Source organism: Pontibacillus yanchengensis Y32 (assembly GCF_000770635.1).
Classification (GTDB): Bacteria; Bacillota; Bacilli; order Bacillales; family BH030062; genus Pontibacillus; species Pontibacillus yanchengensis.
This window is the reverse complement of sequence record NZ_AVBF01000014.1, coordinates 1-21,372: the sequence shown is the minus strand read 5'-3', so window position 1 is coordinate 21,372 and position 21,372 is coordinate 1. Positions and strand designations below refer to the sequence as shown.

Annotated in this window: 23 protein-coding genes; 12 read left to right on the top strand and 11 right to left on the bottom strand. The window is 37.4% G+C overall.

The window, feature by feature from the left end:
- Nucleotides 1-6 precede the first annotated feature (6 nt).
- Entirely contained in the window at nucleotides 7-312 is a 306-nt protein-coding gene (locus N782_RS06950; RefSeq protein ID WP_036817835.1) for an ArsR/SmtB family transcription factor, read from the bottom strand.
- Nucleotides 313-496: 184 nt separating this feature from the next.
- Between N782_RS06950 and N782_RS06945 the strand changes: the two genes are divergently transcribed.
- From N782_RS06945 to murB, 3 genes are all read left to right on the top strand, one after another.
- Entirely contained in the window at nucleotides 497-1,012 is a 516-nt protein-coding gene (locus N782_RS06945; RefSeq protein ID WP_036817833.1) for a hypothetical protein, read from the top strand.
- Nucleotides 1,013-1,178: 166 nt separating this feature from the next.
- Nucleotides 1,179-1,601, top strand: a complete 423-nt coding sequence (locus N782_RS06940; RefSeq protein WP_036817831.1) for a GNAT family N-acetyltransferase — start codon at nucleotides 1,179-1,181, stop codon at nucleotides 1,599-1,601.
- Between the two features lie 233 nt (nucleotides 1,602-1,834).
- Nucleotides 1,835-2,704, top strand: coding sequence for a UDP-N-acetylmuramate dehydrogenase (murB, locus tag N782_RS06935; RefSeq protein ID WP_420805582.1), 870 nt, complete (start codon nucleotides 1,835-1,837; stop codon nucleotides 2,702-2,704).
- A 94-nt stretch (nucleotides 2,705-2,798) separates the two neighbouring features.
- Here the strand turns inward: murB and namA are convergent, their stop codons facing one another.
- The 4 genes from namA to N782_RS06915 form a co-directional block, all read right to left on the bottom strand.
- A complete protein-coding gene (gene namA / locus N782_RS06930) occupies nucleotides 2,799-3,815 on the bottom strand; it encodes an NADPH dehydrogenase NamA (protein WP_036817829.1) in 1,017 nt (338 codons plus the stop codon).
- A 200-nt stretch (nucleotides 3,816-4,015) separates the two neighbouring features.
- The gene (locus tag N782_RS06925) at nucleotides 4,016-5,158 is read right to left on the bottom strand and encodes a glycosyltransferase family 2 protein (protein WP_036817828.1); all 1,143 of its coding nucleotides are present in this window, start codon (nucleotides 5,156-5,158) and stop codon (nucleotides 4,016-4,018) included.
- Nucleotides 5,159-5,492: 334 nt separating this feature from the next.
- The gene (locus tag N782_RS06920) at nucleotides 5,493-5,678 is read right to left on the bottom strand and encodes a hypothetical protein (protein WP_036817827.1); all 186 of its coding nucleotides are present in this window, start codon (nucleotides 5,676-5,678) and stop codon (nucleotides 5,493-5,495) included.
- Between the two features lie 57 nt (nucleotides 5,679-5,735).
- Nucleotides 5,736-6,167, bottom strand: coding sequence for an NUDIX hydrolase (locus tag N782_RS06915; protein WP_036817824.1), 432 nt, complete (start codon nucleotides 6,165-6,167; stop codon nucleotides 5,736-5,738).
- Nucleotides 6,168-6,338: 171 nt separating this feature from the next.
- Between N782_RS06915 and N782_RS06910 the strand changes: the two genes are divergently transcribed.
- The 4 genes from N782_RS06910 (at nucleotide 6,339) to N782_RS06895 (ending at nucleotide 11,049) form a co-directional block, all read left to right on the top strand.
- A complete protein-coding gene (locus N782_RS06910; protein ID WP_338048245.1) occupies nucleotides 6,339-6,938 on the top strand; it encodes an anthranilate synthase component II in 600 nt (199 codons plus the stop codon).
- Between the two features lie 19 nt (nucleotides 6,939-6,957).
- The gene (pabB, locus tag N782_RS06905) at nucleotides 6,958-8,676 is read left to right on the top strand and encodes an aminodeoxychorismate synthase component I (protein WP_237582600.1); all 1,719 of its coding nucleotides are present in this window, start codon (nucleotides 6,958-6,960) and stop codon (nucleotides 8,674-8,676) included.
- A gap of 26 nt (nucleotides 8,677-8,702) precedes the next feature.
- The gene (locus N782_RS06900) at nucleotides 8,703-9,188 is read left to right on the top strand and encodes a DUF456 domain-containing protein (protein ID WP_036817813.1); all 486 of its coding nucleotides are present in this window, start codon (nucleotides 8,703-8,705) and stop codon (nucleotides 9,186-9,188) included.
- Between the two features lie 349 nt (nucleotides 9,189-9,537).
- Entirely contained in the window at nucleotides 9,538-11,049 is a 1,512-nt protein-coding gene (locus N782_RS06895; RefSeq protein ID WP_052111213.1) for a M14 family zinc carboxypeptidase, read from the top strand.
- Nucleotides 11,050-11,099: 50 nt separating this feature from the next.
- Here N782_RS06895 and N782_RS06890 read toward each other — a convergent pair whose 3' ends face one another.
- From N782_RS06890 to N782_RS06880, 3 genes are read right to left on the bottom strand one after another with little or no spacing between them, the layout of a single operon-like run.
- A complete protein-coding gene (locus tag N782_RS06890) occupies nucleotides 11,100-11,822 on the bottom strand; it encodes an ABC transporter permease (protein ID WP_036817811.1) in 723 nt (240 codons plus the stop codon).
- A complete protein-coding gene (locus tag N782_RS06885; RefSeq protein ID WP_036817810.1) occupies nucleotides 11,819-12,535 on the bottom strand; it encodes an ABC transporter permease in 717 nt (238 codons plus the stop codon). The genes N782_RS06890 and N782_RS06885 overlap by 4 nt, the downstream gene beginning before the upstream one ends.
- Nucleotides 12,510-13,442, bottom strand: coding sequence for an ABC transporter ATP-binding protein (locus N782_RS06880; protein ID WP_036817808.1), 933 nt, complete (start codon nucleotides 13,440-13,442; stop codon nucleotides 12,510-12,512). The genes N782_RS06885 and N782_RS06880 overlap by 26 nt, the downstream gene beginning before the upstream one ends.
- Before the next feature lie 155 nt (nucleotides 13,443-13,597).
- Between N782_RS06880 and N782_RS06875 the strand changes: the two genes are divergently transcribed.
- The 4 genes from N782_RS06875 (at nucleotide 13,598) to N782_RS06860 (ending at nucleotide 18,530) form a co-directional block, all read left to right on the top strand.
- On the top strand, nucleotides 13,598-14,269 hold the full coding sequence (locus N782_RS06875) for a response regulator transcription factor (RefSeq protein WP_036817807.1): 672 nt from the start codon (nucleotides 13,598-13,600) through the stop codon (nucleotides 14,267-14,269).
- Complete coding sequence (locus N782_RS06870) at nucleotides 14,266-15,639, top strand: sensor histidine kinase (protein ID WP_036817804.1); 1,374 nt, start codon at nucleotides 14,266-14,268, stop codon at nucleotides 15,637-15,639. Before N782_RS06875 ends, N782_RS06870 begins: the two co-directional genes overlap by 4 nt.
- 99 nt (nucleotides 15,640-15,738) lie before the next feature.
- Nucleotides 15,739-17,232: an MDR family MFS transporter gene (locus N782_RS06865; RefSeq protein ID WP_036817802.1), complete on the top strand. Its 1,494-nt coding sequence runs from the start codon at nucleotides 15,739-15,741 to the stop codon at nucleotides 17,230-17,232.
- A 659-nt stretch (nucleotides 17,233-17,891) separates the two neighbouring features.
- Nucleotides 17,892-18,530 (top strand): hypothetical protein, encoded by a 639-nt coding sequence (locus N782_RS06860; RefSeq protein WP_036817800.1) that lies wholly within the window; start codon nucleotides 17,892-17,894, stop codon nucleotides 18,528-18,530.
- Between the two features lie 320 nt (nucleotides 18,531-18,850).
- Here the strand turns inward: N782_RS06860 and N782_RS06855 are convergent, their stop codons facing one another.
- Complete coding sequence (locus tag N782_RS06855; RefSeq protein ID WP_036817798.1) at nucleotides 18,851-19,063, bottom strand: hypothetical protein; 213 nt, start codon at nucleotides 19,061-19,063, stop codon at nucleotides 18,851-18,853.
- Between the two features lie 138 nt (nucleotides 19,064-19,201).
- Nucleotides 19,202-19,525, bottom strand: coding sequence for a helix-turn-helix domain-containing protein (locus N782_RS06850; RefSeq protein ID WP_036817797.1), 324 nt, complete (start codon nucleotides 19,523-19,525; stop codon nucleotides 19,202-19,204).
- Nucleotides 19,526-19,827: 302 nt separating this feature from the next.
- Between N782_RS06850 and N782_RS06845 the strand changes: the two genes are divergently transcribed.
- Nucleotides 19,828-20,409, top strand: coding sequence for a cell wall hydrolase (locus N782_RS06845; RefSeq protein WP_052111212.1), 582 nt, complete (start codon nucleotides 19,828-19,830; stop codon nucleotides 20,407-20,409).
- A gap of 38 nt (nucleotides 20,410-20,447) precedes the next feature.
- Here N782_RS06845 and N782_RS06840 read toward each other — a convergent pair whose 3' ends face one another.
- Nucleotides 20,448-20,978 carry a YcxB family protein gene (locus N782_RS06840; protein WP_036817796.1) on the bottom strand — a complete coding sequence of 177 codons (531 nt, stop codon included), beginning with the start codon at nucleotides 20,976-20,978 and terminating at the stop codon, nucleotides 20,448-20,450.
- Nucleotides 20,979-21,372: the final 394 nt, after the last annotated feature.

Here is a 21,372-nt window from a genome sequence, read left to right as displayed (position 1 = left end):
AGCCTCCTACTTCATACATTGTTCATCAATGCCATCGATTAATTGTTTCAAGAGATCCATTTTTTCATCAAGTGTTAAATAATAATAGCGTTTGGTACCTTCTTTTTCGATTGATACAATTCCTGCTTCACGAAGGATTTTTAAATGATGGGAGATTGCAGGTCTGGATAGAGGGGAGTGTTCGGCTATCTCGCTAACATTTAACCGTTTGTGTTTTTCTAAAAGAAGGATAATATCTTGTCTAGCAGTGTCCCCTAAAGCATGAAACGTTAACGTATTCAATCGAAGCAACTGTTCCAACTGACCTGTCATATAACTTGTTCTCCTAATTGGTTTAAATTTTTAAACGAAGTATAATCGTTATTCCTTTAAATTGCAAGAAATAGGACAAGTAACGTAACAATATACAAAAATTTGAAAAAAGTTGAATCCAAATCAAGTTTTCATCCGTCTAAAATAGTGATTAGAATTATATATGGAAAAAGGATGAGTAAGGATGAAGCGTTCCCTTTTATTATTTATTATAGTGATAACCGCACTTCTTTCAGGTTGCGGCCAACAATCTAATAGTCACACATTGGAGGAGCTTGAGGAAGAATATCCTTCCCTTAAAAAGCAATTAAGCACACTAACAGAAGAGGAAAGAGAAAGGGTGAAAATCCCAGACTATATCCCTTTCCATGTAACGAATGTAGAGGCCGTTGTTTCGCCTGATGAAAAAGATTCCATTGTAGAGCTTGTGTTTACAAATGGAACGTTGAATTTACACGTAATGATTATGGAAGGTAATAATGATGTTTATCAGCACCAGAAACAAACTGTTGAATTGGCTAATGGAGGAAAGGCTAACTACTCTATAAATGAGTTTGGAAAGAAGCTTTATTGGAGTGACAAGCAAACGAATGGAACCTACATTATCAAGTTAATGTCCTTCACCCCTGAAAATAAAATGAACTACACTAAGAACGACGTGGTTCATATAGCAAATTCTATGTATCCTTCCATATCATAAAATAATGATACTTAAAAAATCCTAACAATTGTTGTTCATTTGTTAGGATTTTAATGTGTTATAAGGTAATTTCTGATAACGTAGAGAGGTACATTATTTTAACAAACATTAGCAAGTAGGTTTTTCTCTATTTAGCCATTGCGTTCATGAAAGGACTGGTTCATATATGGGAATAAAGGAACTACATAATAAAAAAGACTGGATCAAAGCCTTCCCTGTCATGAAGCAGCTAAGAAACCAACTAACAGAAGCTACATATCTTACCATGATAGAGGAAATGAAACAGAAAGGGTATCGACTCTTTGCGTACGAAGAAGAAGGAGACATCGTAGCACTAGCAGGAGTAATAATCGATACTTGTTTCGCTTGGGGTAGGTATGTATGGGTTCACGACCTTGTAACTAATGAAAAGGTAAGATCACAAGGTTATGGAAAACGGATGTTGCACTTTATAGAGGAATGGGGAAAAGAGCAAGGCTGTAAACAAGTAGCTTTATCCTCCGGCCTAGAAAAAGAATTGGCACATCAGTTTTATGAGCATAAAATGGATTATAAGCGAAAAAGTTATGTATTTCGAACTATGTTATAATCAACTTTTAGAGCGAAAATGCCTAAGTATGCTCAAGATGCAGAAACATAGGAATACTTGGTTTCTGTATAAACGAAACATATAATGTAATGATTGTTTTTAGTCTTACACTGTGCTACAAAAAAAGAGTAGAGTGTTTGTACGATATTATTTTCGATAAAGGGTTGATGCAAGTGGTAAAGTACCATCATGTCTATCAAGAATTACTCTCAATATTACCTAAGGAACATGTGATGGTGAATGAGATACTAAAAAACCATACTTATACACAATTAGGTGGAAGAGCAGATTTATTCGTTACACCAACTACCTATGAGGAAGTACAGCAAGTTGTCAAAATTGCAAATAAAGCCGAAGTTCCTTTTACGTTACTTGGGAACGGTTCGAATGTGATTATTAAAGATGGCGGTATTCGTGGTATTGTGTTGAGCCTGAAGAAGCTTGATTCCATCAAACGAGAAAACAATAGTATTATCGCAGAAAGTGGAGCGAGAATAATAGATGCATCAAGAGAAGCTCTCAATGAGAAGCTGACAGGTTTGGAATTTGCTTGTGGTATCCCTGGTACAGTAGGAGGCGCTCTATTTATGAACGCTGGAGCGTACGGGGGAGAAATCAAAGATGTGTTATATCACGCGATTGTAGTGGATCGTAGCGGTTCCCTTTTAACCTTATCTGCTGAAGATTTAGATTTGGAGTATCGCACAAGTAACATAGCTGAGAAAGGCTACATTGTCTTAGAGGCGCGATTTGATTTAGAACTTGGCGATTACGATACCATCAAGGAAAAGATGGATGACCTTACGTATAAACGAGAATCCAAGCAACCTCTTGAATATCCTTCATGTGGGAGTGTATTTAAACGTCCGCCTGGATATTTCGCTGGAAAGCTAATTCAAGATAGCGAACTACAAGGAAAAGGCGTCGGGGGAGCAGAGGTTTCTACGAAGCATGCTGGTTTTATCGTCAATAAATCCAATGCTACTGCAGAGGAATATATCTCTGTGATTGAATTGGTTCAAAAGACAGTGAAAGATAGATTCGGTGTATCACTGGAACGAGAAGTGAAAATCATTGGAGAAGACGAAGAAGTCACTGACTAATAACCTCTAATATAGAAAAGAGCTTGGAATGGAAATCCAAGCTCTTTTTGTATTTTGGTATAAAAAAGTACGAGATAATGCTTCTTCACGTTCATTACCATCCGCGCTTATACTGTTTTGGAGCTTCTATCTCTACACCTAGATCATCTGCAGCAGCTTTTGCCCAATAAGGGTTTCGAAGCATGGCACGAGCCACGAATATTAGGTCAGCGCGGCCGTTTTGTATCACTTCTTCTGCTTGTAAGCCGGACGTGATTTTTCCTACAGCGCCAGTCGCAATCCCTGCTTGGTTACGAATCTCATCCGCATACTTCAATTGGTATCCAGGAAAAACAGGTGGACGAGCTGGTATGACGCCTCCAGAGCTACAATCAATCAAATCGATGCCAAGCTTTTTCATCTCGGTTGCGAAATAAAGAAAATCTTCGCTTGTATTCCCATTGTCATCATACTCATTAGCAGATATCCGAGTGAAGATGGGACCTTCCCATGTTTCTTGCACGGCTTCTATGACTTCTCGGAGAAATTGAAACCTCGCTTCTGCATTTCCGCCGTACTCATCATTTCGCTTATTTGTAAGAGGGGATAGGAACTGATTGATTAAGTATCCATGAGCACCGTGTAATTCAATAATATCAAAATGAGCTTCCTTAGCACGACGGGCACCTTCTGCAAAAGCATGAATGGTTCTTTTTATATCATCCTTCGTCATTTCATTAGGCGTCTTCATATTCTCGTCAAACGGAATGGCGCTGGCAGAATAGATATCACCTTCTAAGCGAGCTTTCCTTCCAGCGTGTGCCAATTGAATCCCGGAACGAGCACCATGACGATGAATGCCTTCATTGATTTTCTGCAGTCCTTCTATATGATCGTCACTCCATATACCAAGGTCTTGTGGAGAGATTCTTCCTTCAGGTAAGACAGCTGTTGCTTCCGTCATAACCAATCCTGCCTGACCGGCAGCTCTGCTTTCATAGTGAGCAAAGTGAAAAGGAGCTACTTGACCGTCTTCTGTTTCTGATGAATACATGCACATAGGTGACATGACAATTCGATTCTTAAGGGTGACTTTTCCAAAAGTTATAGGTGAAAAAAGAGCCGCTTCCATTACATTTCCTCCTTGTTTGCTTCCATCTCTATTGTCGTTATTTTCTCATAGATAGGGAAAGGGGTCACAGCTTTTGCTTATAGATTGAACTATCGTTCTTGATGGCATGAATCCAAATATTGTATGTTGTGATCATAAGAGGAAGGGGAGGGACAGCAATTATAATTTCCAAAGCAATGAAAAAAAACAGAAGCATCTGGCTATAGATGCTTCTGCTTCTTCAAGGAAGATAAAGGATAAAAGGTACCGCGCCATGTAATGCCACCTTGGTAGTAGGTTAGCAGAACAGCTCTAGATATCGTAAAGGTAAACAGAAGAGCCTGAAGAGGAAATAGGATTACGATTGGTAATGAATAAGTGGTTAATTTCTTTGTTGTCAAACTGTGTAAGGCATAAATAAGCACTATTACCAGAAGACTAATCCATTTTGTTATCCCTTCAAATACAAAGAAGACGAGGAAGGGGAGAACCTGGGAGATGAGCGTGCCTGTTATGGCAAATAAAGCGAATAGCCAAGAATAGTGGAGCCCTGCGAACGTGTTCTTCTCTAACCCCTTGATTGCATTTCTCAGGGTTGGATACCACTCCACTTTTAGATGCTTCAAACCAGTTACGAGTCGTTGTTTATGTCCATTTTGCTTTACTTGCTGGCCCAGGTAGAGGTCATCATCTGGTCTATTCGCCATAGCTTTATGGGTACCTACTAACTCATACACTTCTTTCGATAATAGTTGAAATGCACCTACACCCATTCCACCCTTCCTCGAGGTATCGTTATTGGCTGTCCAAGGACGCTTGAAAAAGCCAAAACCAAATAAAAAATAAGCAATGAAGCCCTTAAGCAACATCCCTTTTGCTTCTAGGTCTGGTGCAACCGTTACATGAGATGCTTTTTCTTGCAGGAGCAATGAAAAAGTCTTCTCAATCATATTTGGTTTATATTCAATATCAGCATCGGTGAAGATCAAATAATCCCCTGTTGCTATGGTGTAACCTTGGTATAGGGCATGATTTTTTCCTAACCAATCGTCTGGAAGTGTCTCAACATGATGTACCTTAACATTTTCGTATGTTGCGTAACGGTTGGCAATTAACCCTGTATCATCTGTGGAACGATCGTTTACAATAATCAATTCTAGATTAGGATAGGTTTGTTTCATTAATGATGTGATACTTTTCTCTATTGCATTTTCTTCATTTTTTGCAGCCATAATAACGGAAATCTTTTCATTGGAAGGCTTGGAAGCGAGCGTTTCTAGTCTTGGTATACGACGAAGGCCGATATAGGCATCGAAGAGAGCAACCACCCAAAATAACGCAAGTATAATCATGAGGATTAACATAGTGGACACTCCTTCGAGTTCTAAGATGGTACTATCATATCATTGAATGGATAAGAAAACACGACAGCGATGTGCGCTGCCGTGTGTTTTATCGGAATGAGAAAGCATAAATTTCTTACGCTTACGTGTCTAGCTCCAGCGCCCAGCGACTAGCAAACTTCCTGCACCTCCTTACGATAAGTCAACATCGGATCGCTTACGCTCTCCGTGTTGCCTTTATCTCTGGAGTCGGAGGAAGTTCGATTAAAATCGCTGCGTCACGCAGCAACATCGAACCAACCCACGTCCTGTGGGCAGCAGTTTGTACGTCGCTAGCAGGGCGCTTGCGCTTTTCTTATTTACGTTTGGTTCTCTCTATCGTTTTGTTTACAGCGTCAGTGGTTTTATCTACAGCGTTCATTGCTGCACTTTCGGTAGCTTCAGCAGCTCCTTGAACGGTATCGAAAACAGCATCTGCGCCATCTTTAAATGTTTTTGCTGCTTTTGTTACATTTTTTTGCGCACGGTTACGATTGGCCATCCTTCTTCACCTCCTATTCCTTTCATGAATAGGTTGCTTTACAAGGACTGTTTTATACTAGTTCACACCTTGGAATATATATGGAATTGCATAGTTTTGCCTGATATATGTACTGATCCCATCTTTGTAAAATGGCATGTGAGTATCTGCCTCTTCTAGATTCATCCACACGACATCCTCAATTTCATGTGGTCTGGTGATCGTTACCTCACCGCCTTGGATTGTTCCATGAAACGTAAAAAATATCGCATGATGCCCATTATGTTGAAAGAATGATTCATTTACAGACATTAAATTACTTACTGTGACATCAAATCCAGTTTCCTCTTTAGCTTCCCGAATTGCAGCTTGTTCCAGCGTCTCACCCTTTTCTACAGCTCCACCAGGTAAAGAATAATCATATGAATCGCCTCGTTTGTTTCGGACCATCAGTATTTTTTGGCTTGGTTCATCAAAAATTAAAGAATACGCAACATCTACACGTTTCATTAATAGGACACCTCCAACTATTTCCATACAATAGTAATAGTGTACCATGTATAATTTTGAATGTTTAGAAAAAAGATGGATATTGTAAATTTCTGCTTTGGCTTATTTAACGCAATCAAGCTATAATAAGAAAGGAACAAACTAAATAACAACTTACAAGACGTGGTGAACATGATGATTGTAATCATTGATAATTATGATTCATTTACATATAACTTAGCTCAATATATAGAAGATATGGTAGGAGATGTCGCAGTGTACCGAAATGATGCTGTTACATTATCAGAACTTAAACAGTTGGAACCAAATGGTATCATTTTATCTCCCGGTCCAGGCACTCCGGATCAAACTGGTATTAGTCGAAGTGTACTGGAAACATTTTATAGAGATATACCAATACTCGGGGTATGTTTAGGCCATCAATTAATTGTGGAAGCTTTTGGAGGTAGTATTCAAAAAGGGGCAAGTCCTATGCACGGAAAAGTTACCACCATCCATCATGATGGGAAAATAGTGTATCAAGGGGTGCCAACGCCTACAAATGTTACAAGGTATCATTCGTTAATTGTTCAAGAAAAGAATTTGCCCTCGTGCTTACACATTACAGCCAAAACAGATGATGGTGTTATTATGGGCGTGCGCCATAACGATTATCCTATTGAAGGATTGCAATTTCATCCTGAGTCTATTTTAAGTACACACGGATATAAAATGCTGCAAAATTTTATTGAATTGACATCAACATATAGAGCAACAACGGTGGGGATATAATATGAATGAATCTCCATTTATGCAATTTGAATTTAAAGAAGAGACGACACAGTCATTACAATTTTCGAACCCAGTAAAAGAGTTCATGGCTTTTACAATAAAGGATGTACAGCAATGCTTCTCAGAAATCGAAAAGTGGATTGATGAAGGATATTACATAGCCGGATATATTTCCTATGAAGCGGCACCAGCCTTCGATTCAGCTATGATAGTCAACGAAGGAAATAAGTTGCCACTTGCCTGGTTAGGGGTCTTTCGTGAACCGGAGAGAAGGCATATTACTATACCTGAAGAGAAATATCAGCTCTCAGGATGGAGTAAGGAAACCGATTATTCTTCCTATTATAAAGGAATCGAACAGATTAAACATGCCATTGAAGAAGGGAATACGTATCAGGTCAACTATACAACAAGACTTCGGTCCACATTCCTAGGGGACCCATATTCCTTCTATAAGCAGCTCGTTCAAAATCAAGACGCATCCTATAGTGCTTTTCTTCAACATGAGAAATTCTCAGTACTGTCTGCTTCACCAGAATTATTCTTTCAAAAGAAGGGAAACAAGCTAACCACTAAACCTATGAAAGGCACGATGAAAAGAGGGCGTTCCTCAAGTGAAGATGAACTACTTGGCGAGAAGCTGTTTCATTCAGAGAAGGATCGATCGGAAAATCTAATGATTGTAGATTTGCTTCGAAATGATGTAGGGAGGATAGCTATCCCGGGTTCTGTAAACGTGCCAAAATTATTTGAAATTGAACGGTATCCAACAGTTCTACAAATGACATCAACGATTGAAGCAATCATCAACCCCTCTATACCATTTTATGAAGTGTTTAAAGCACTCTTTCCGTGTGGGTCTATTACAGGTGCACCAAAAATTAGAACGATGGAGTATATCAAACAATTAGAACAATCCCCGAGAGAAGTGTACTGTGGAGCTATTGGGTATATTACTCCTAATCGCGATGCTGTGTTTAACGTACCAATCCGAACGGTCTGGATTGATCATGAAACAAATGAAGCCGTGTATGGAACTGGTGGAGGTATTACATGGGATTCCACATCAGAAGGGGAGTATGAGGAGTTACAAACCAAGGCTAAGTTGCTTACAGAAAAAAGGCAGTCTTTTGAACTGTTAGAAAGTATGTTGCTAAAGGATGGTTCCTATCCTCTTTATTCATTGCATGTAAAGAGACTTCAAAAAAGTGCCCATTATTTTGGTTTTGAGCTCGACTTAACTAAGTTGACGGAATCATTACGAAACGTTTCCGAGAGACACCCCGTAAACAAGTGGAAGATTCGATTGTTACTTTCGAAAGAAGGCACCATTGCTGCTGAGGCTCATCCATTAGAGATGATGAATGAACCTGTTTTGTGTGCCGTAAGCACATCTCCCATCAACGCAGAGAACCCATTTTTATATCATAAAACGACCAATAGGGATGTGTACAAGGATAGGATGAGTGAGGCACCAGAGGGAGCATTTTCTGTTTTGTTATGGAATGAAAAGGATGAAGCAACAGAATTCACAATAGGAAACCTTGTTGTTGAAAAAGACGGGGAGTATGTGACACCTCCTGTCTCGAGTGGTCTACTAGCAGGTACCTTCCGCGAACATTTACTGGAAAATGGTGTGTTGAAGGAAAAGGTGATTAGGGTAGATGAGGTATATGAAGCAGAATCCATATGGATGATCAATGGAGTACGCGGTTGGCTAAAGGTCAATCTCATCTAATATATTGAAAGAAAGGGGGAAACAAGATGGACATGTTGTTATGGGTGCTGGTTGTTGCAGGATTTATCGTTAGTTATATCGGATTGATTTATCCCGTTTTACCAAGTCCGTTATTTTTGTGGGTTAGTCTGTTAATCTACCAATTCTTTATTAATCCCAATGAATTATCGATTTGGTTCTGGATTACGATGATTATTTTGACTGTGTTACTAATTATTTCTGATATTATTATCAATAGTAAAGCAGTCAAGCGTTTTGGCGGATCAAAGTGGGGAGAGAGGATGGCCGCAGTTGGAGTGATTGTCGGCTCCTTTATCATCCCTCCATTTGGCGTCATTGTAGTACCATTTGTGTTGGTGTTTATTACTGAAATGGTACAGAAAGAAGATGTGGAAAAAGCATTTAGATCGTCTTTAGGTGCCTTGGTAGGTTTTCTTGGAGGGACGATTGCCAAGCTTATTATTCAAACGTTTATTATTATTTGGTTTGTAATTAGTGTCTTTATTTGGTAAGAGACCCTATTGATAGGGTCTCTTGTTTATACGAACTGGGAGGGATAAATTGAAGGATTTTCATTGTTGTGCTACTTGCATTCATTACCGGGTAGAGAAAACGAGTTCTGGAACGAAACGTTATTGCGAAAGGCTTGGATATGAGACAAATCCCAAGTGGCAATTCAATTGTTGGACTCCTACGGAAACAGTGAAGAAATTAATGGACAAGCAACAAAGGAAACGTAATTAATCGTTTAGTGGTTCCTGAAATTGGTGAAAAAGGATATACTAAACTAGTCTACTAGTTTAATAGACGGTAAGTGGTTCTATGAGACTAGTGGAAATACATAATAATAGGGAGGAAGGCATGAAGAAACTTAGTATAGGAATAATGTTTTTAGGATTGCTATTAGCACCATTTATGGGGAGTAAAGCTTTTGCAAACATTGTTCAAACAAACGATACGTATACATATGACATGATGGAGAAAGATTTAGATTCACTAGATAAACAATTTAAGGACCTAATAGAAGTCTATAATATCGGAGACACTCCATATGGACGTGATTTATATTTGGTGAAGGTTGGCTATGGAGATGCTAATGTTATTTATAATGGCTCTCACCATGCCCGTGAATGGCTTACCACAACATTGAATATGAAAATGATGGAACGATACGCTCAAGCCTATAATACGAATAGTAGTCTAGGTGGATATAATGTGAAAGATTTATTACATAAAACGACCATGTGGTTCGTGCCAATGGTAAACCCGGACGGTGTTACGTTACAGCAATTTGGATTGGATGCATTTCCTAAAAGTGTACATAACGAATTAATTTCCATGAATAATGGAAGCAGTAACTTTAAACGATGGAAGGCAAACGCCCAAGGGATTGATTTAAACAGACAATATCCAGCAGGATGGGATTCTGTTATTGCTGCAAATCCAACACCTAGCTGGAAGAACTATAAAGGGGACCACCCATTCCAAGCTCCAGAAGCAAAAGTGATGAGAGATATCACCTATATTTTGGATCCAGATATCACTTTGGCATATCATACTGCTGGGCAGATTCTTTATTGGAATTTTAATGTGGAACAATCAAACTTGGCAAGAGACCGTAGAATAGCATCGAAATTCTCAACAGCATCTGGTTATAGGATGGTGGATACCCATTCAGGAGCGGGATACACAGATTGGATTAATCAAGATTTCGATCAACCAGGTCTTACTCCAGAGTTAGCTGTTTATCCAGGAGAAACGAATGTTGATCCGAGTAAATTTCAAGAAGCCTGGGTCCGCAACAAACATGCTGGATTAGCAATGGCAAATGAAGGGGTTAAGATTCATACTGAAAAAGAAAGAAATACAGAACAAGAAACGGTTTATGTAGATCAAAAAGCAAAAACGGACATTTTACCAAACAATCAAGCTGCACCGTATGATCAAGTGCAAAACGTGAAGGAATCCTATCATTTAACGTTGGCTGAATCAGTCAAGTTATATAGTTGGTACCAAAATTGTCAGGCTTGTAGTTTACAAGATCAGCAAGCTGCAGACATTTTTGATAAGCTTGTTCATTTTACAGAAAAAGACTCAAAGAAAGATGTAACTCAAGATAAAACATGGAACATCACACTAAACACAGAAATTGATGAGTCTAGTGTTTCGAAGGAAAATATTTATGTTATGAATGAAGATGGGGAAATAGTGACAAATCCGCAAATGGATGTAGATGACAAACGTATCCTTATTACTTCACCGAAAGCTAACTATCAATCTGGTGAAACGTACACATTATATGTGAAGGACCTTGTATCTACAAAAGGAAAGAAAATGGAGAAACCAGTAGAAATGACGTTTACAATACAATAAATCAAAATAAAGCCAGCCTCTTACTTGAAGAGAGCTGGCTTTATTCATACTTAGTAAGCTCTTCTATTAAATTGGACAATGCCTGCTATATAAAAGAGAAGGAAGCTTCCACCAATAACAGCGAATAACGTAATAAAAGGGACATAGAACATACTTGATGCATCTTGTTGTGGAAACATAGCTAAAAAGGGTTGAGCCCAAGGGTAGTAAGGTCCGAAGTCTCCTGATTGTGCGATAAGGATGGCAGGGATAGTGAATATCACATTGATTGTCATCGCACCAGCGAAGCTTTTCCAAGCACTAGAGACCCATAACTGAAGAGCAATCAGAGGCAGCGTTGCTACCCAACCACCGAATACTCCTTTCAAGAGAATCTCAAAAGGAATCTCTCCCTCCACGCCAAGTACAATTCCAAGTAGTAAGAAGGATAAGAACATAAGAATTTGGATTGTGCCAATAGCCATAATGGATAGTAGGAATTTGCAATTATATACTTGCCATCGCGTTAATGGTTGAGATAAAAATTGCTTCCAATTATCTTGTTCATGTTCAAATCGACATAAATACGCAACAGTCAAGGCTGCCATTAGTGGGAGTAAAAGCATGCCATGCATATTGAATAACTGATAATACAGTCTCATCCATGATGATTGATCAGAAGTTGTGAAACTAATTACGGCAAATAGCACAGCGATAAGTGGGACTGATAGAATCGTTTGCCACAATTTGGTTCTTTTTATTTTGATGAATTCTGCTCGTAATAGTCTGATCAATGCATAACATCCTTTCTGACGAAATCTAAAGTGCTTAGCATCCCCAGTATGAGAGCTAAACCTAGTCCCAATCCTACATTCAAGAGTGGAATTCCATACTCATTGTATAAACTAGGCCAAGATACAGGGTTCCAAATAGGTAACATACTAGAATAAGTAGACCAGGCTGCTCCGAGAACTCCAGTTGTTATGGCCACACTTTGGTTTTTAAATGTAACTGCTAACCAGATTTGAAGGATAAAAAAAGGAGACGCGGCTAAAAAGGGCAAAAAGCTACTTTTCATAAGGATTGCCCATGGAATGTCCGTTCCAAATGATAATGCTAATCCAAGAATGAGACTTCCAATGGCAAGGACTAAACAAGATACAAGCAACATTCCAATGCCAATGACACACTTGGACCAATATAGAGCATGTTTATGAATTGGATTGGCAAGAAGTTGTTTCCAGGCATTTGTATCATGTTCCAGTCCAGCTAACATGGATGTAATAATAGCCATGCCTAATAAAATGACGGGTGGGGAAAACATTTGGATCGTTGAAAGTAGGCCTTCCCACAGATCATCAGCATATACGTCTGTTAAGTAATCATATCGCAAACCAAAATTAACCGCCTGTAGTCCTACGATGCCAATTGGACCTAGGAGTAACAAGAACCACATCCAACTTCTCTTGCACTTAACGAGATCAGCCTTTAACAGACGAAGAAACATGTTGGTCCCCCTCCTTTACAACTTGAAGGAAGATGTCTTCAAGTGATGTGGTAACTTCCTCAACCCGGTAGATAGATATGTTATGACTTACTAATTTCTCAATAACAGAAGCAATTATTTCATTGTCTACGTTAAAAATAATAATCGATTCATCTTGAATATCCGATGTATATCCACCTGCTAACATAACATTCCATGCTGCATCCTTTTTATCTACTTGGAAACGAATCCTAGGTTGGGCTTTTCTACGTAGTATATCTATTTTGTCTTGGAAGATAAGAGAACCATTTGAAATAATGCCAACATAGTCTGCCATTTGATCTATCTCACTTAACAGATGACTGGACACAAGTATGGTGATTCCTCTTTCCTCAGCAAGCCGTTGAATTAATGTACGTATTTCTTGGATGCCTTCTGGATCTAGTCCGTTGGTTGGTTCATCAAGAATGAGCAACTCTGGATCTCCTAGCAAAGCAATCGCAATTCCAAGTCGTTGCTTCATTCCAAGAGAATACTGCTTTACCTTTTTGTTTGAAGCGGATGATAATCCCACAACATCCAAAACTTCCTGGATTCTATTTTTTGGTGCTTGTAAAAGAATCCGATATATTTCCAAATTTTCTACGGCATTTAAATGACCATAATAGGATGGATTTTCCACCAATGATCCCACCTTGCTCAAAATTTCTAATCGATGGTTTTTTAGTGGTTTCCCAAACATATACACTTGGCCAGAAGTTGGTTTGATTAATCCAAGTAGCATTCGGATGGTCGTTGTTTTACCAGCGCCATTAGGGCCGAGAAATCCGTAAATAGATCCTTTAGGTATTTGCAAGTTTACCTCATTCGCTGCATATTCTTGTTTGTATGTTTTTGTAAGTTGTTTTGTTTCAATAATATAATTCATGTTTATCACCTCTACTGTCATGATAAAGGCACTACCTTAAACAGAAGGTTATCCAAGGTTAAATTCAGTTTAAATTTCTTAAGATATTTAGTTTTATAGAAACAGAGTACGTTATAATAACTTTACATTGGTTGTTTATGGAAGGAGTGTGGAAGATGACTTCCATTTTATATGTAGAAGATGACTTAGAAATTGGAGAATGGGTGAAAAAGGAATTAGAAGCGGAAGGATACTTAGTGCACTGGTATGTATCAGATGAGGGAGTCGAACAATCTATCCTTGAGGCTGATATCGCTATACTGGATGTAATGCTTCCTGGGATTGATGGTTTCACACTTGGTAAGCGAATCAAAGACAAGAAAGAAAACATTCCTATTATGATGCTAACAGCTCGAACAGCTGTAGATGATAAAGTGTACGGTCTGCAATTCGCTGATGATTATGTAACGAAGCCTTTTCATCCAAAAGAGCTCTTAGCTAGAGTGGACGTATTATTGAGAAGGTTTGAACATTCCCCAACGGATTCCATTCAGATTGATTATTTAACGGTTTTCCCAAAGCGTTATCAAATCATTAATGAAAACACTGGTGAAGAAATTATTTTATCTGGTAAGCAACATAAAATTTTCTTTTATCTGGTACGTCACTTAAATCAAATTTTAACAAAAGAGCAGATATATGAAGGGATATGGAATGAACCTTATATAGAAGGGGATAAAACCCTCATGGTACATATGCGTCATTTAAGGGAAAAAATTGAACAAAACCCTAGTAAGCCTGCTATCATTCAGACGATAAGAGGCATTGGCTATAGGGTGAAAGCATGAAAAAACAACATTCCAGTTCCTCCTTATTACGCAAATATGTATTTATTATCTTTGGTGCCATCATCCTTGTACCTATGTCTCTACCATTATTAAGTCTAGTGTTTTATTCCGTGACAGATTGGATGTATGGAGCACCTACGATGTATCAGGGCAGTGAGTTAGAAGAAACCATACATACTAATGCAAAACAATTGGAAACGGCTAGCCCTAGCGAAGTCAATAGAACCATAAATGAAATAAAGGAAGAATATCCCGATGCCTCCTTGTTTTGGGTGGATAAGGAAGGTGAACTTCAATATCAAGTAGGTAATCCAAAAGGTGCAAGAAAAACATGGAATACTAGTGAAGCCATTCAATTTATGAAAGAGAGTATCAATGAGAACCCCTTTACAGTAGTAGCTTTTATTGGGGAAGATCGCAGCAATGGCTTTCTTGTTTTCCAAATATCCAGAACATTTTTAGATAACAAAATGAATCGTTATATCATGGAATATGGTCCTTATTTTTATTTTGCTGGGACCGCGGTTATATATATTGCTTTCATTGTTGTCTCCTATTTATTTTTCCATAGGATACGTAAGAGATTAATAGGCTTACAAGAGGCTATGATACCATCAGATACGAATACGATACCCAAGCCAATTCCAATTGATAAACGAGATGAGATTGGTCTACTGAAAGAAACGTTTAATAATATGATCTATACATTAGAAGAAAGTCGCACGAAAGAGAAACAGGAAGAAAAGCTTCGTAGGGAGATAACAGCTAATTTATCTCATGATTTACGTACCCCACTAACGACACTAAGGGGACAAATCTATACACTTAAAGAAGAAGTAACATCTGAACAAGGGAAGGAAGCCTTATCACTAGCAGATGAAAAAATAAGTTATTTAGGAGAGTTAATTGATAATTTATTGGCTTACTCCCTTTTAACGTCACATCGATACCCTTATAACCCAGAACAGACGGATTTAGTTAGGTTGGTACGAACATCCCTGGCTGAATGGTATCCTAGTTTTGAGGGGGAGGATTTTGAAGTGAATGTTGCGTTTCCAAAACAACCTCTTAACGTGTTTCTTGATCCGAAATGGATGCAGCGGGTGCTTGATAATGTTTTCCAAAATGTAATTCGTCATGCCAAGCAAGGAAAATATATAAACATTACCATTATCGAAAAAAATAATGATATTACACTTGAAGTAAATGATAAAGGTCCTGGCTTTGAACAACAACCCTCTTCATCAAAAGGTACAGGGATAGGTCTTCGGATTATTTCATTAATGGTAAAAGAAATGGGTGGAGAGTGGGATATACAGTCATCTACTGAGGGAAATAGTTACTACTTTCATTTTCATGCGAAAAAGTAACCAATTGTAAAAGTCGTCCTTCTTTTCAACTTCTATGGTTATGTAGTAACATAGGAATGCTTAACGAAGCAATGCAACTAGAAAAAGGGGATACGAAATATGAGTGAAGAGCATACGGAAGAACACTATGAATTTTTAGCAGATGATCCAAATTTTAATGTCATGCCAGTCATGATTTCATTAATTATTGGAGCTTTTTTCGCCATTTTAAATGAAACATTATTGAATATTGCTTTAACTACATTAATGGAGCAATTCTCGATTTCCGCCCCTACCGTTCAATGGATGGCAACTGGGTTTATGTTGGTAATGGGAATTATGACTCCAATATCAGCGGTGTTATTACAATCATTTCCGACAAGGAAAATGTTTATTGGAACGATGACCGTATTTACTATTGGAACGACGATATGTGCTCTTGCCCCTACATTTCCTATTCTTCTAGCGGGTAGGTTGCTACAGGCTGTAGGTACAGGTATATTAATCCCAATTATATTTAATACATTTCTATTATTGTTCCCACCAGATAGAAGGGGTTCTGTAATGGGCACAGTAGGACTTGTTATTATGTTTGCTCCAGCAATTGGCCCAACGTTATCAGGTATCATTGTCGAGCATTTAGGATGGAGATACTTGTTTATCACAGTTATACCATTTGCTTTATTCTCTATTGCTTTCGGTTATAAATTCTTAAAAAACGTTGGAGAAGTTACAAAGCCTAAAATTGATGTCTTCTCTATTTTATTATCAACCTTAGGATTTGGAGGTATTGTTCTAGGATTCAGTTTAGCTGGAGAAGGGGAAGCAGGATTTCTTACACCTAGAGTATATCTCTTAATTATCACCGGCGTGATTTCTTTGATTTTCTTTACGTTACGACAGTTAAAACTACCAGAACCTTTACTGGATGTAAGGGTATTTAAATATCCTATGTTTACCTTAGCTGTATCTTTATTTCTAATTATCATCATGACGATGTTCTCATCAGAAATTATTTTGCCAATGTACATGCAAGGTCCATTAGGAATACAAGCTGCAACAGCTGGATTGGTTCTTTTACCAGGAGCTTTGTTAAATGGTTTAATGTCACCAGTAATGGGGAAATTGTTTGATCGATTTGGTCCTAGAAAGCTAATGATTCCAGCTACGTTTACGCTTTCCATTATTATGTTTGCACTAAGCAGAGTAGGAATGGATACTCCACTTTGGTACATCATTGTTTGTTATCTATTTTTAATGTTATCTATTTCTGCGGTCATGATGCCTGCCCAAACCAATGGGCTGAACCAGCTACCAAAATCGTTATATCCTCATGGGACGGCAATCATGAATACACTCCAACCTGTATCAGGAGCGATGGGTGTTGCCGTATTCATAGCCATTATGACGAGCAGACAGCAAGCTTACTTGAGTAACACCTCTAATCCAAATAGCCCAACAAATATCAATGAGGGCATGGTTGCTGGTGTAGAATTAGTTTATTTAATTGTATTTGCTGTAGTGGCTATAGGTTTTGTTCTTACCTTGTTTGTAAAAAGAGCAACACCAGAAGATATCCAAACGAATCAGAGTGAAGCGGAAACAGGTTCATAATGATATTGAAGAAAGTAGGCGCATATAGAGTGCCTACTTTTTTATAGATTATAATAGATATATCTTTTAATTATGGATGCCACCTTTATGATTATAATACTGTTGAGAATAAGGTGCTTGTAGTGAGCAAGTTGAAAAAGATACAACTAGAGCCCTTAAAGACCAATTTAATCTAACAGGACTTCCATTCTTATGGAAGTCCTGTTTTTTCTATAGATGATATCAACATTAAAAAATTACAGGGGCTTATTTTGTTAATGGTTTTTTAAGCAAATTTAATAAATGGAAATATATCATAGTGCAAAACATAGATAGAACTAGTAATCAATTAAAGTGTTGTATAGAGACTCCCTGGGCAGTTACAGAGCCAGTATTCATTAACGTAAAGGATGAGTTAGTGTAAAGAACTTCTCCAATATATTTCAAAATCAAGCCTTCCCATTTGTCTTATTATAGATTGTTAAAAAGGATGAATAAATTCTACTAATTCTACTGGATATTTATGTTAGAATTTAGGGAGGTCTAGTAGTAAGAAAAGATGCTTCATAATTGGCTTTTAAACAAATACCAAATTATGCTTGTGAAATAAGTGTGAAATGGAGCATCAAGACAACGGAATATGTATGAATATATTTAACCAAAGGGGAAGGATAGGTATTATGCGAATAGTTCTTATCTCTATTACATCTATACTGGTGTTGGCTATATTGACATTTTCTATTTCGATGGCTTCGAATCCTTTTAAAGCAAATAAAGTTGAGGAAAAAGCAAAAGACTATGTCGATAAGAAATTTGATGACAATATTGAATATATGAAGATTCTTAATGATAATATGGGCAACTTTCCCAATCTGGATTATGCAGCAAAAATGGTTAACCAAGCAGACAATATCCAATTTTTAGTTTATGAGAATACTCAATCTGGAGAGATGGAGGATACTTATATAGCAGAAAAATGGGAAGAAGCATTAACAGAAGAAATAACACCATATATTAACGAACACTTTAATAAAGTGTTAAGGTTTAATGTTCACTTTCAACAGAATGTAGGCAAGAAGTTTAATGTTTCATCTGAAAATCCTATTAGTTTTAAGGAATATGATGTAAGACCTTCTGTTTCAATTACTCTTGAAAGAGAGGTCAAAGAAGGTGACAAACCTTTATTTAATAATTTCGTAACATACCTTAATGAAGAAATTGGACTGCAAAAAGGGTTTGTTACAATGAAATATAGCCCAAATCCTCCTGGTCCATTACTTAAGAAAAGCTGGTCCACTAATATTGAGGAAAATAAATAAAAGGGTACTTTGGTCATGATAATTAATCTACAGGTCACTTCATTTATGATCCCTTTTGAAATGCTTCCCTTAAGCTAATCATCTTTTGTAGGAATCATTTTCAGTGAAGCTAACCTGCAATAAACAGTAATTTAAAGACCGTAAAATATAAGTTTTATACAAAAACTTATATTTTACGGTCTATTACTATACAAAAATTAAATTTCTTCCATAATAAAATGCTAAATATAAAAGGGAAAAGAGATTTCTATAAGTAATATATATAGTTTTCAGGTTTTAGGATAATCTCATTAGAAATGTCTTAATTAATGGTATGGCTATCATAATAGTAGCGAACAGGAAAAGGAAACCAATGTGCCCTTTCTTTTCTTGCTCAGATCAACAATACTCCAAATCGCCATTGCGCCAATAATAAAACCGGTAATCCATTGTATTAATGAAGGAAAGGATATTTCATAGTTTCCCGAGATATGTGAATATAGAGCTACCAATATACTAATTGCAGCTATTAAGATTTTAATAACTTTAGGCAACTATTTACCTCCTAATTCAATTCTAACAATGCCTTTAATAGTTATAGAGTATAGGGGGATAATGAGTAAAAGAAAAATAAATGAAGAAGATTGGAAAGCCAACACCTATGAGGTATTGGCTGTTTTTTTATCGTTTCTCTATTCTTCGGATTGTTTATCTAATAATTCAATGAGAGCTTCAGGTGTGATTCCTTTTTCCTCCATGGTATTGATAAAAGGTAACCATTTTTCAAACTTATCATATACTTCGTCGGTTTCCTTAGGATCTTCTCCAATAAATGTGGATAGTGACGCATCATATGTTAGTGCTACTTGTCTAAGAATTTGTAGTGATGCAGTTTGGTCGCCATTCTCTATATCCGAAAGGTCTTTATGGTTTAACTCAAGTTTCGAGGCTAGTTCCTCTATTGTATCGTTATGTTCTTCGCGTAAAGTTTTGATTGTGGTACCAACGTTATTCATACGAATCTCCTTTTAGAAATAGTTCTAATATTATATCTCTGACTACTATAATAAATCGAATAGCTGACTTAAATCAAAGTATTTCTATGGACTAATTGAGTAATTAAGAAATTAAGTACCCTGATTCATTTTAGGTTAAGATAACAGCATTATGTTGAAAAACGGTGAGCCGATTATAAAACTCATCATTTATAATGTACAGCGGCGGAGATGTGATGGAAATGCAGGAAATAATTAATAGTGAATCCTGTTTGCCTCCTATGTTACTTTATTATTGATTACGATTGAAGGAGGTAGATTCTTTGTTTAAGAAAACTTGGATCTTTACTATTGTGGCTCTTTGCACGTTAGCTTTTTCCTTTCCGGAGCAAAGTTCTGCCCATGCAAATGTTTATACCGTCCAAAAGGGCGATTCGTTATATAAGATTGCGATGAAATATGGTGCTCCATTGAAACAAGTGATGGCAATGAATAACAAGGATACAGCAATGATCTATCCTGGTGAACAGGTGAAAATCCCTGTCCATGCTAGCGCTTCTGAACAAGACCTTCTAAGTCGGCTTGTCGAAGCGGAAGCAAAAGGAGAGAGCTATGCAGGTAAAGTTGCAGTCGCCACTGTTGTTCTGAATCGTGTAGAAAGTGATCGCTTTCCAGATTCTATTAAGGGAGTCATTTATGATGGGAAGCAGTTTTCACCAGTTTTGAATGGTAGTATCAACCAATCAGCCAGCCATGAATCTAAGCGTGCTGTAAAGGAAGCTCTCGCTTATCAAGGATATGATAATGAATCTCTATTTTTCTATAATCCGGATAAGGCACAAAGTGAATACCTTCGAAATAAAGAAGTAACAACGGTTATTGGGAATCATTATTTCTTAAGATAGATATTAGGCAAACACTCAATAATGAGTGTTTGCCTGTTTCATTGTTCAGTTATGTACACTTTGTTTGTATGTGCATGTTGATGAATTATATGCTTGAATTGGTTCACTTCATCACTAGATTGAAAATATCGCTTAGGCAATACAATTGCTTTGTTTTTTGATATATAGAGCTGAAACATCTCTTTGTGCTCGTATATGGATAAGACTTCTTTCCATTCAAGGTAGGTGGTTGATCTTCCTAAATACTGATTGATTCCGTCATCAGTAAAGTGGTATGTAATTTCTCTTTGTATGATTGGATCACTCTTGTATTCCCTTGAAGAGCGTATTTTTATCCCTACTGTCGTGAGTAAGTACAACGCGCCTGAGAAAAAAGAAGCAATGAATAATGATATAAATACAACTGAAAAGAAATCCCCTGAGACTGCATTAGAAAATAAAAAACCAAACATGATCAAGGATAAGGAAGATAATAGAATTCTACTTTTTTTAGTGTGATACAGGTTGTGTGTTATGTATTCCTTACGCTCTAATATACCATTCACTTTTACTTCATTTGTGTTATCCATATGTTTCACTCCCAAGTCGATTACTCTACTACTGTAACATATTATCAGAAAAATGTGAGTCTTTAGACCTGATTAGTAGGTTCTTTAATCATTGAAGTTCTGTTTTATTTCAGTTACTATATAGGAAAGAATACATAAACTCAATGAACTGGAAAACTGTAGCTAGGGTTCCGCTTTTATATAAAGGTCTGCGACCGAGGGCTACATCTTTTGCTTACATAGCTTAAGGCACCTAATGACACAAAAGGTCCGAGGGGAAAGGTTCAGCGTATTTGGTATGCGTTGAAATCTTTTCTCTTGGGCCTTTTTTTACTGTATAGGAAATTATAAAATTCAATGCTTGTCTATAACTAAAAAGTGAAGTGGCCACGTCCAGCTCCAGCGCCCAGCGACT

Bases quoted from the DNA above. Each gene is read 5' to 3' on its own strand.
- N782_RS06870 (WP_036817804.1), top strand. From the start codon at position 14,266: ATGAAAAAACAACATTCCAGTTCCTCCTTATTACGCAAATATGTATTT.
- N782_RS06865 (WP_036817802.1), top strand. From the start codon at position 15,739: ATGAGTGAAGAGCATACGGAAGAACACTATGAATTTTTAGCAGATGAT.
- N782_RS06925 (WP_036817828.1), bottom strand. From the start codon at position 5,158: ATGTTAATCCTCATGATTATACTTGCGTTATTTTGGGTGGTTGCTCTC.
- N782_RS06850 (WP_036817797.1), bottom strand. From the start codon at position 19,525: ATGAATAACGTTGGTACCACAATCAAAACTTTACGCGAAGAACATAAC.
- murB (WP_420805582.1), top strand. From the start codon at position 1,835: ATGGTGAATGAGATACTAAAAAACCATACTTATACACAATTAGGTGGA.
- N782_RS06895 (WP_052111213.1), top strand. From the start codon at position 9,538: ATGAAGAAACTTAGTATAGGAATAATGTTTTTAGGATTGCTATTAGCA.
- N782_RS06940 (WP_036817831.1), top strand. From the start codon at position 1,179: ATGGGAATAAAGGAACTACATAATAAAAAAGACTGGATCAAAGCCTTC.
- namA (WP_036817829.1), bottom strand. From the start codon at position 3,815: ATGGAAGCGGCTCTTTTTTCACCTATAACTTTTGGAAAAGTCACCCTT.
- N782_RS06910 (WP_338048245.1), top strand. From the start codon at position 6,339: ATGATGATTGTAATCATTGATAATTATGATTCATTTACATATAACTTA.
- N782_RS06840 (WP_036817796.1), bottom strand. From the start codon at position 20,978: ATGGATAACACAAATGAAGTAAAAGTGAATGGTATATTAGAGCGTAAG.
- pabB (WP_237582600.1), top strand. From the start codon at position 6,958: ATGCAATTTGAATTTAAAGAAGAGACGACACAGTCATTACAATTTTCG.
- N782_RS06885 (WP_036817810.1), bottom strand. From the start codon at position 12,535: ATGTTTCTTCGTCTGTTAAAGGCTGATCTCGTTAAGTGCAAGAGAAGT.
- N782_RS06875 (WP_036817807.1), top strand. From the start codon at position 13,598: ATGACTTCCATTTTATATGTAGAAGATGACTTAGAAATTGGAGAATGG.
- N782_RS06880 (WP_036817808.1), bottom strand. From the start codon at position 13,442: ATGAATTATATTATTGAAACAAAACAACTTACAAAAACATACAAACAA.
- N782_RS06900 (WP_036817813.1), top strand. From the start codon at position 8,703: ATGGACATGTTGTTATGGGTGCTGGTTGTTGCAGGATTTATCGTTAGT.
- N782_RS06915 (WP_036817824.1), bottom strand. From the start codon at position 6,167: ATGAAACGTGTAGATGTTGCGTATTCTTTAATTTTTGATGAACCAAGC.
- N782_RS06860 (WP_036817800.1), top strand. From the start codon at position 17,892: ATGCGAATAGTTCTTATCTCTATTACATCTATACTGGTGTTGGCTATA.
- N782_RS06950 (WP_036817835.1), bottom strand. From the start codon at position 312: ATGACAGGTCAGTTGGAACAGTTGCTTCGATTGAATACGTTAACGTTT.
- N782_RS06920 (WP_036817827.1), bottom strand. From the start codon at position 5,678: ATGGCCAATCGTAACCGTGCGCAAAAAAATGTAACAAAAGCAGCAAAA.
- N782_RS06945 (WP_036817833.1), top strand. From the start codon at position 497: ATGAAGCGTTCCCTTTTATTATTTATTATAGTGATAACCGCACTTCTT.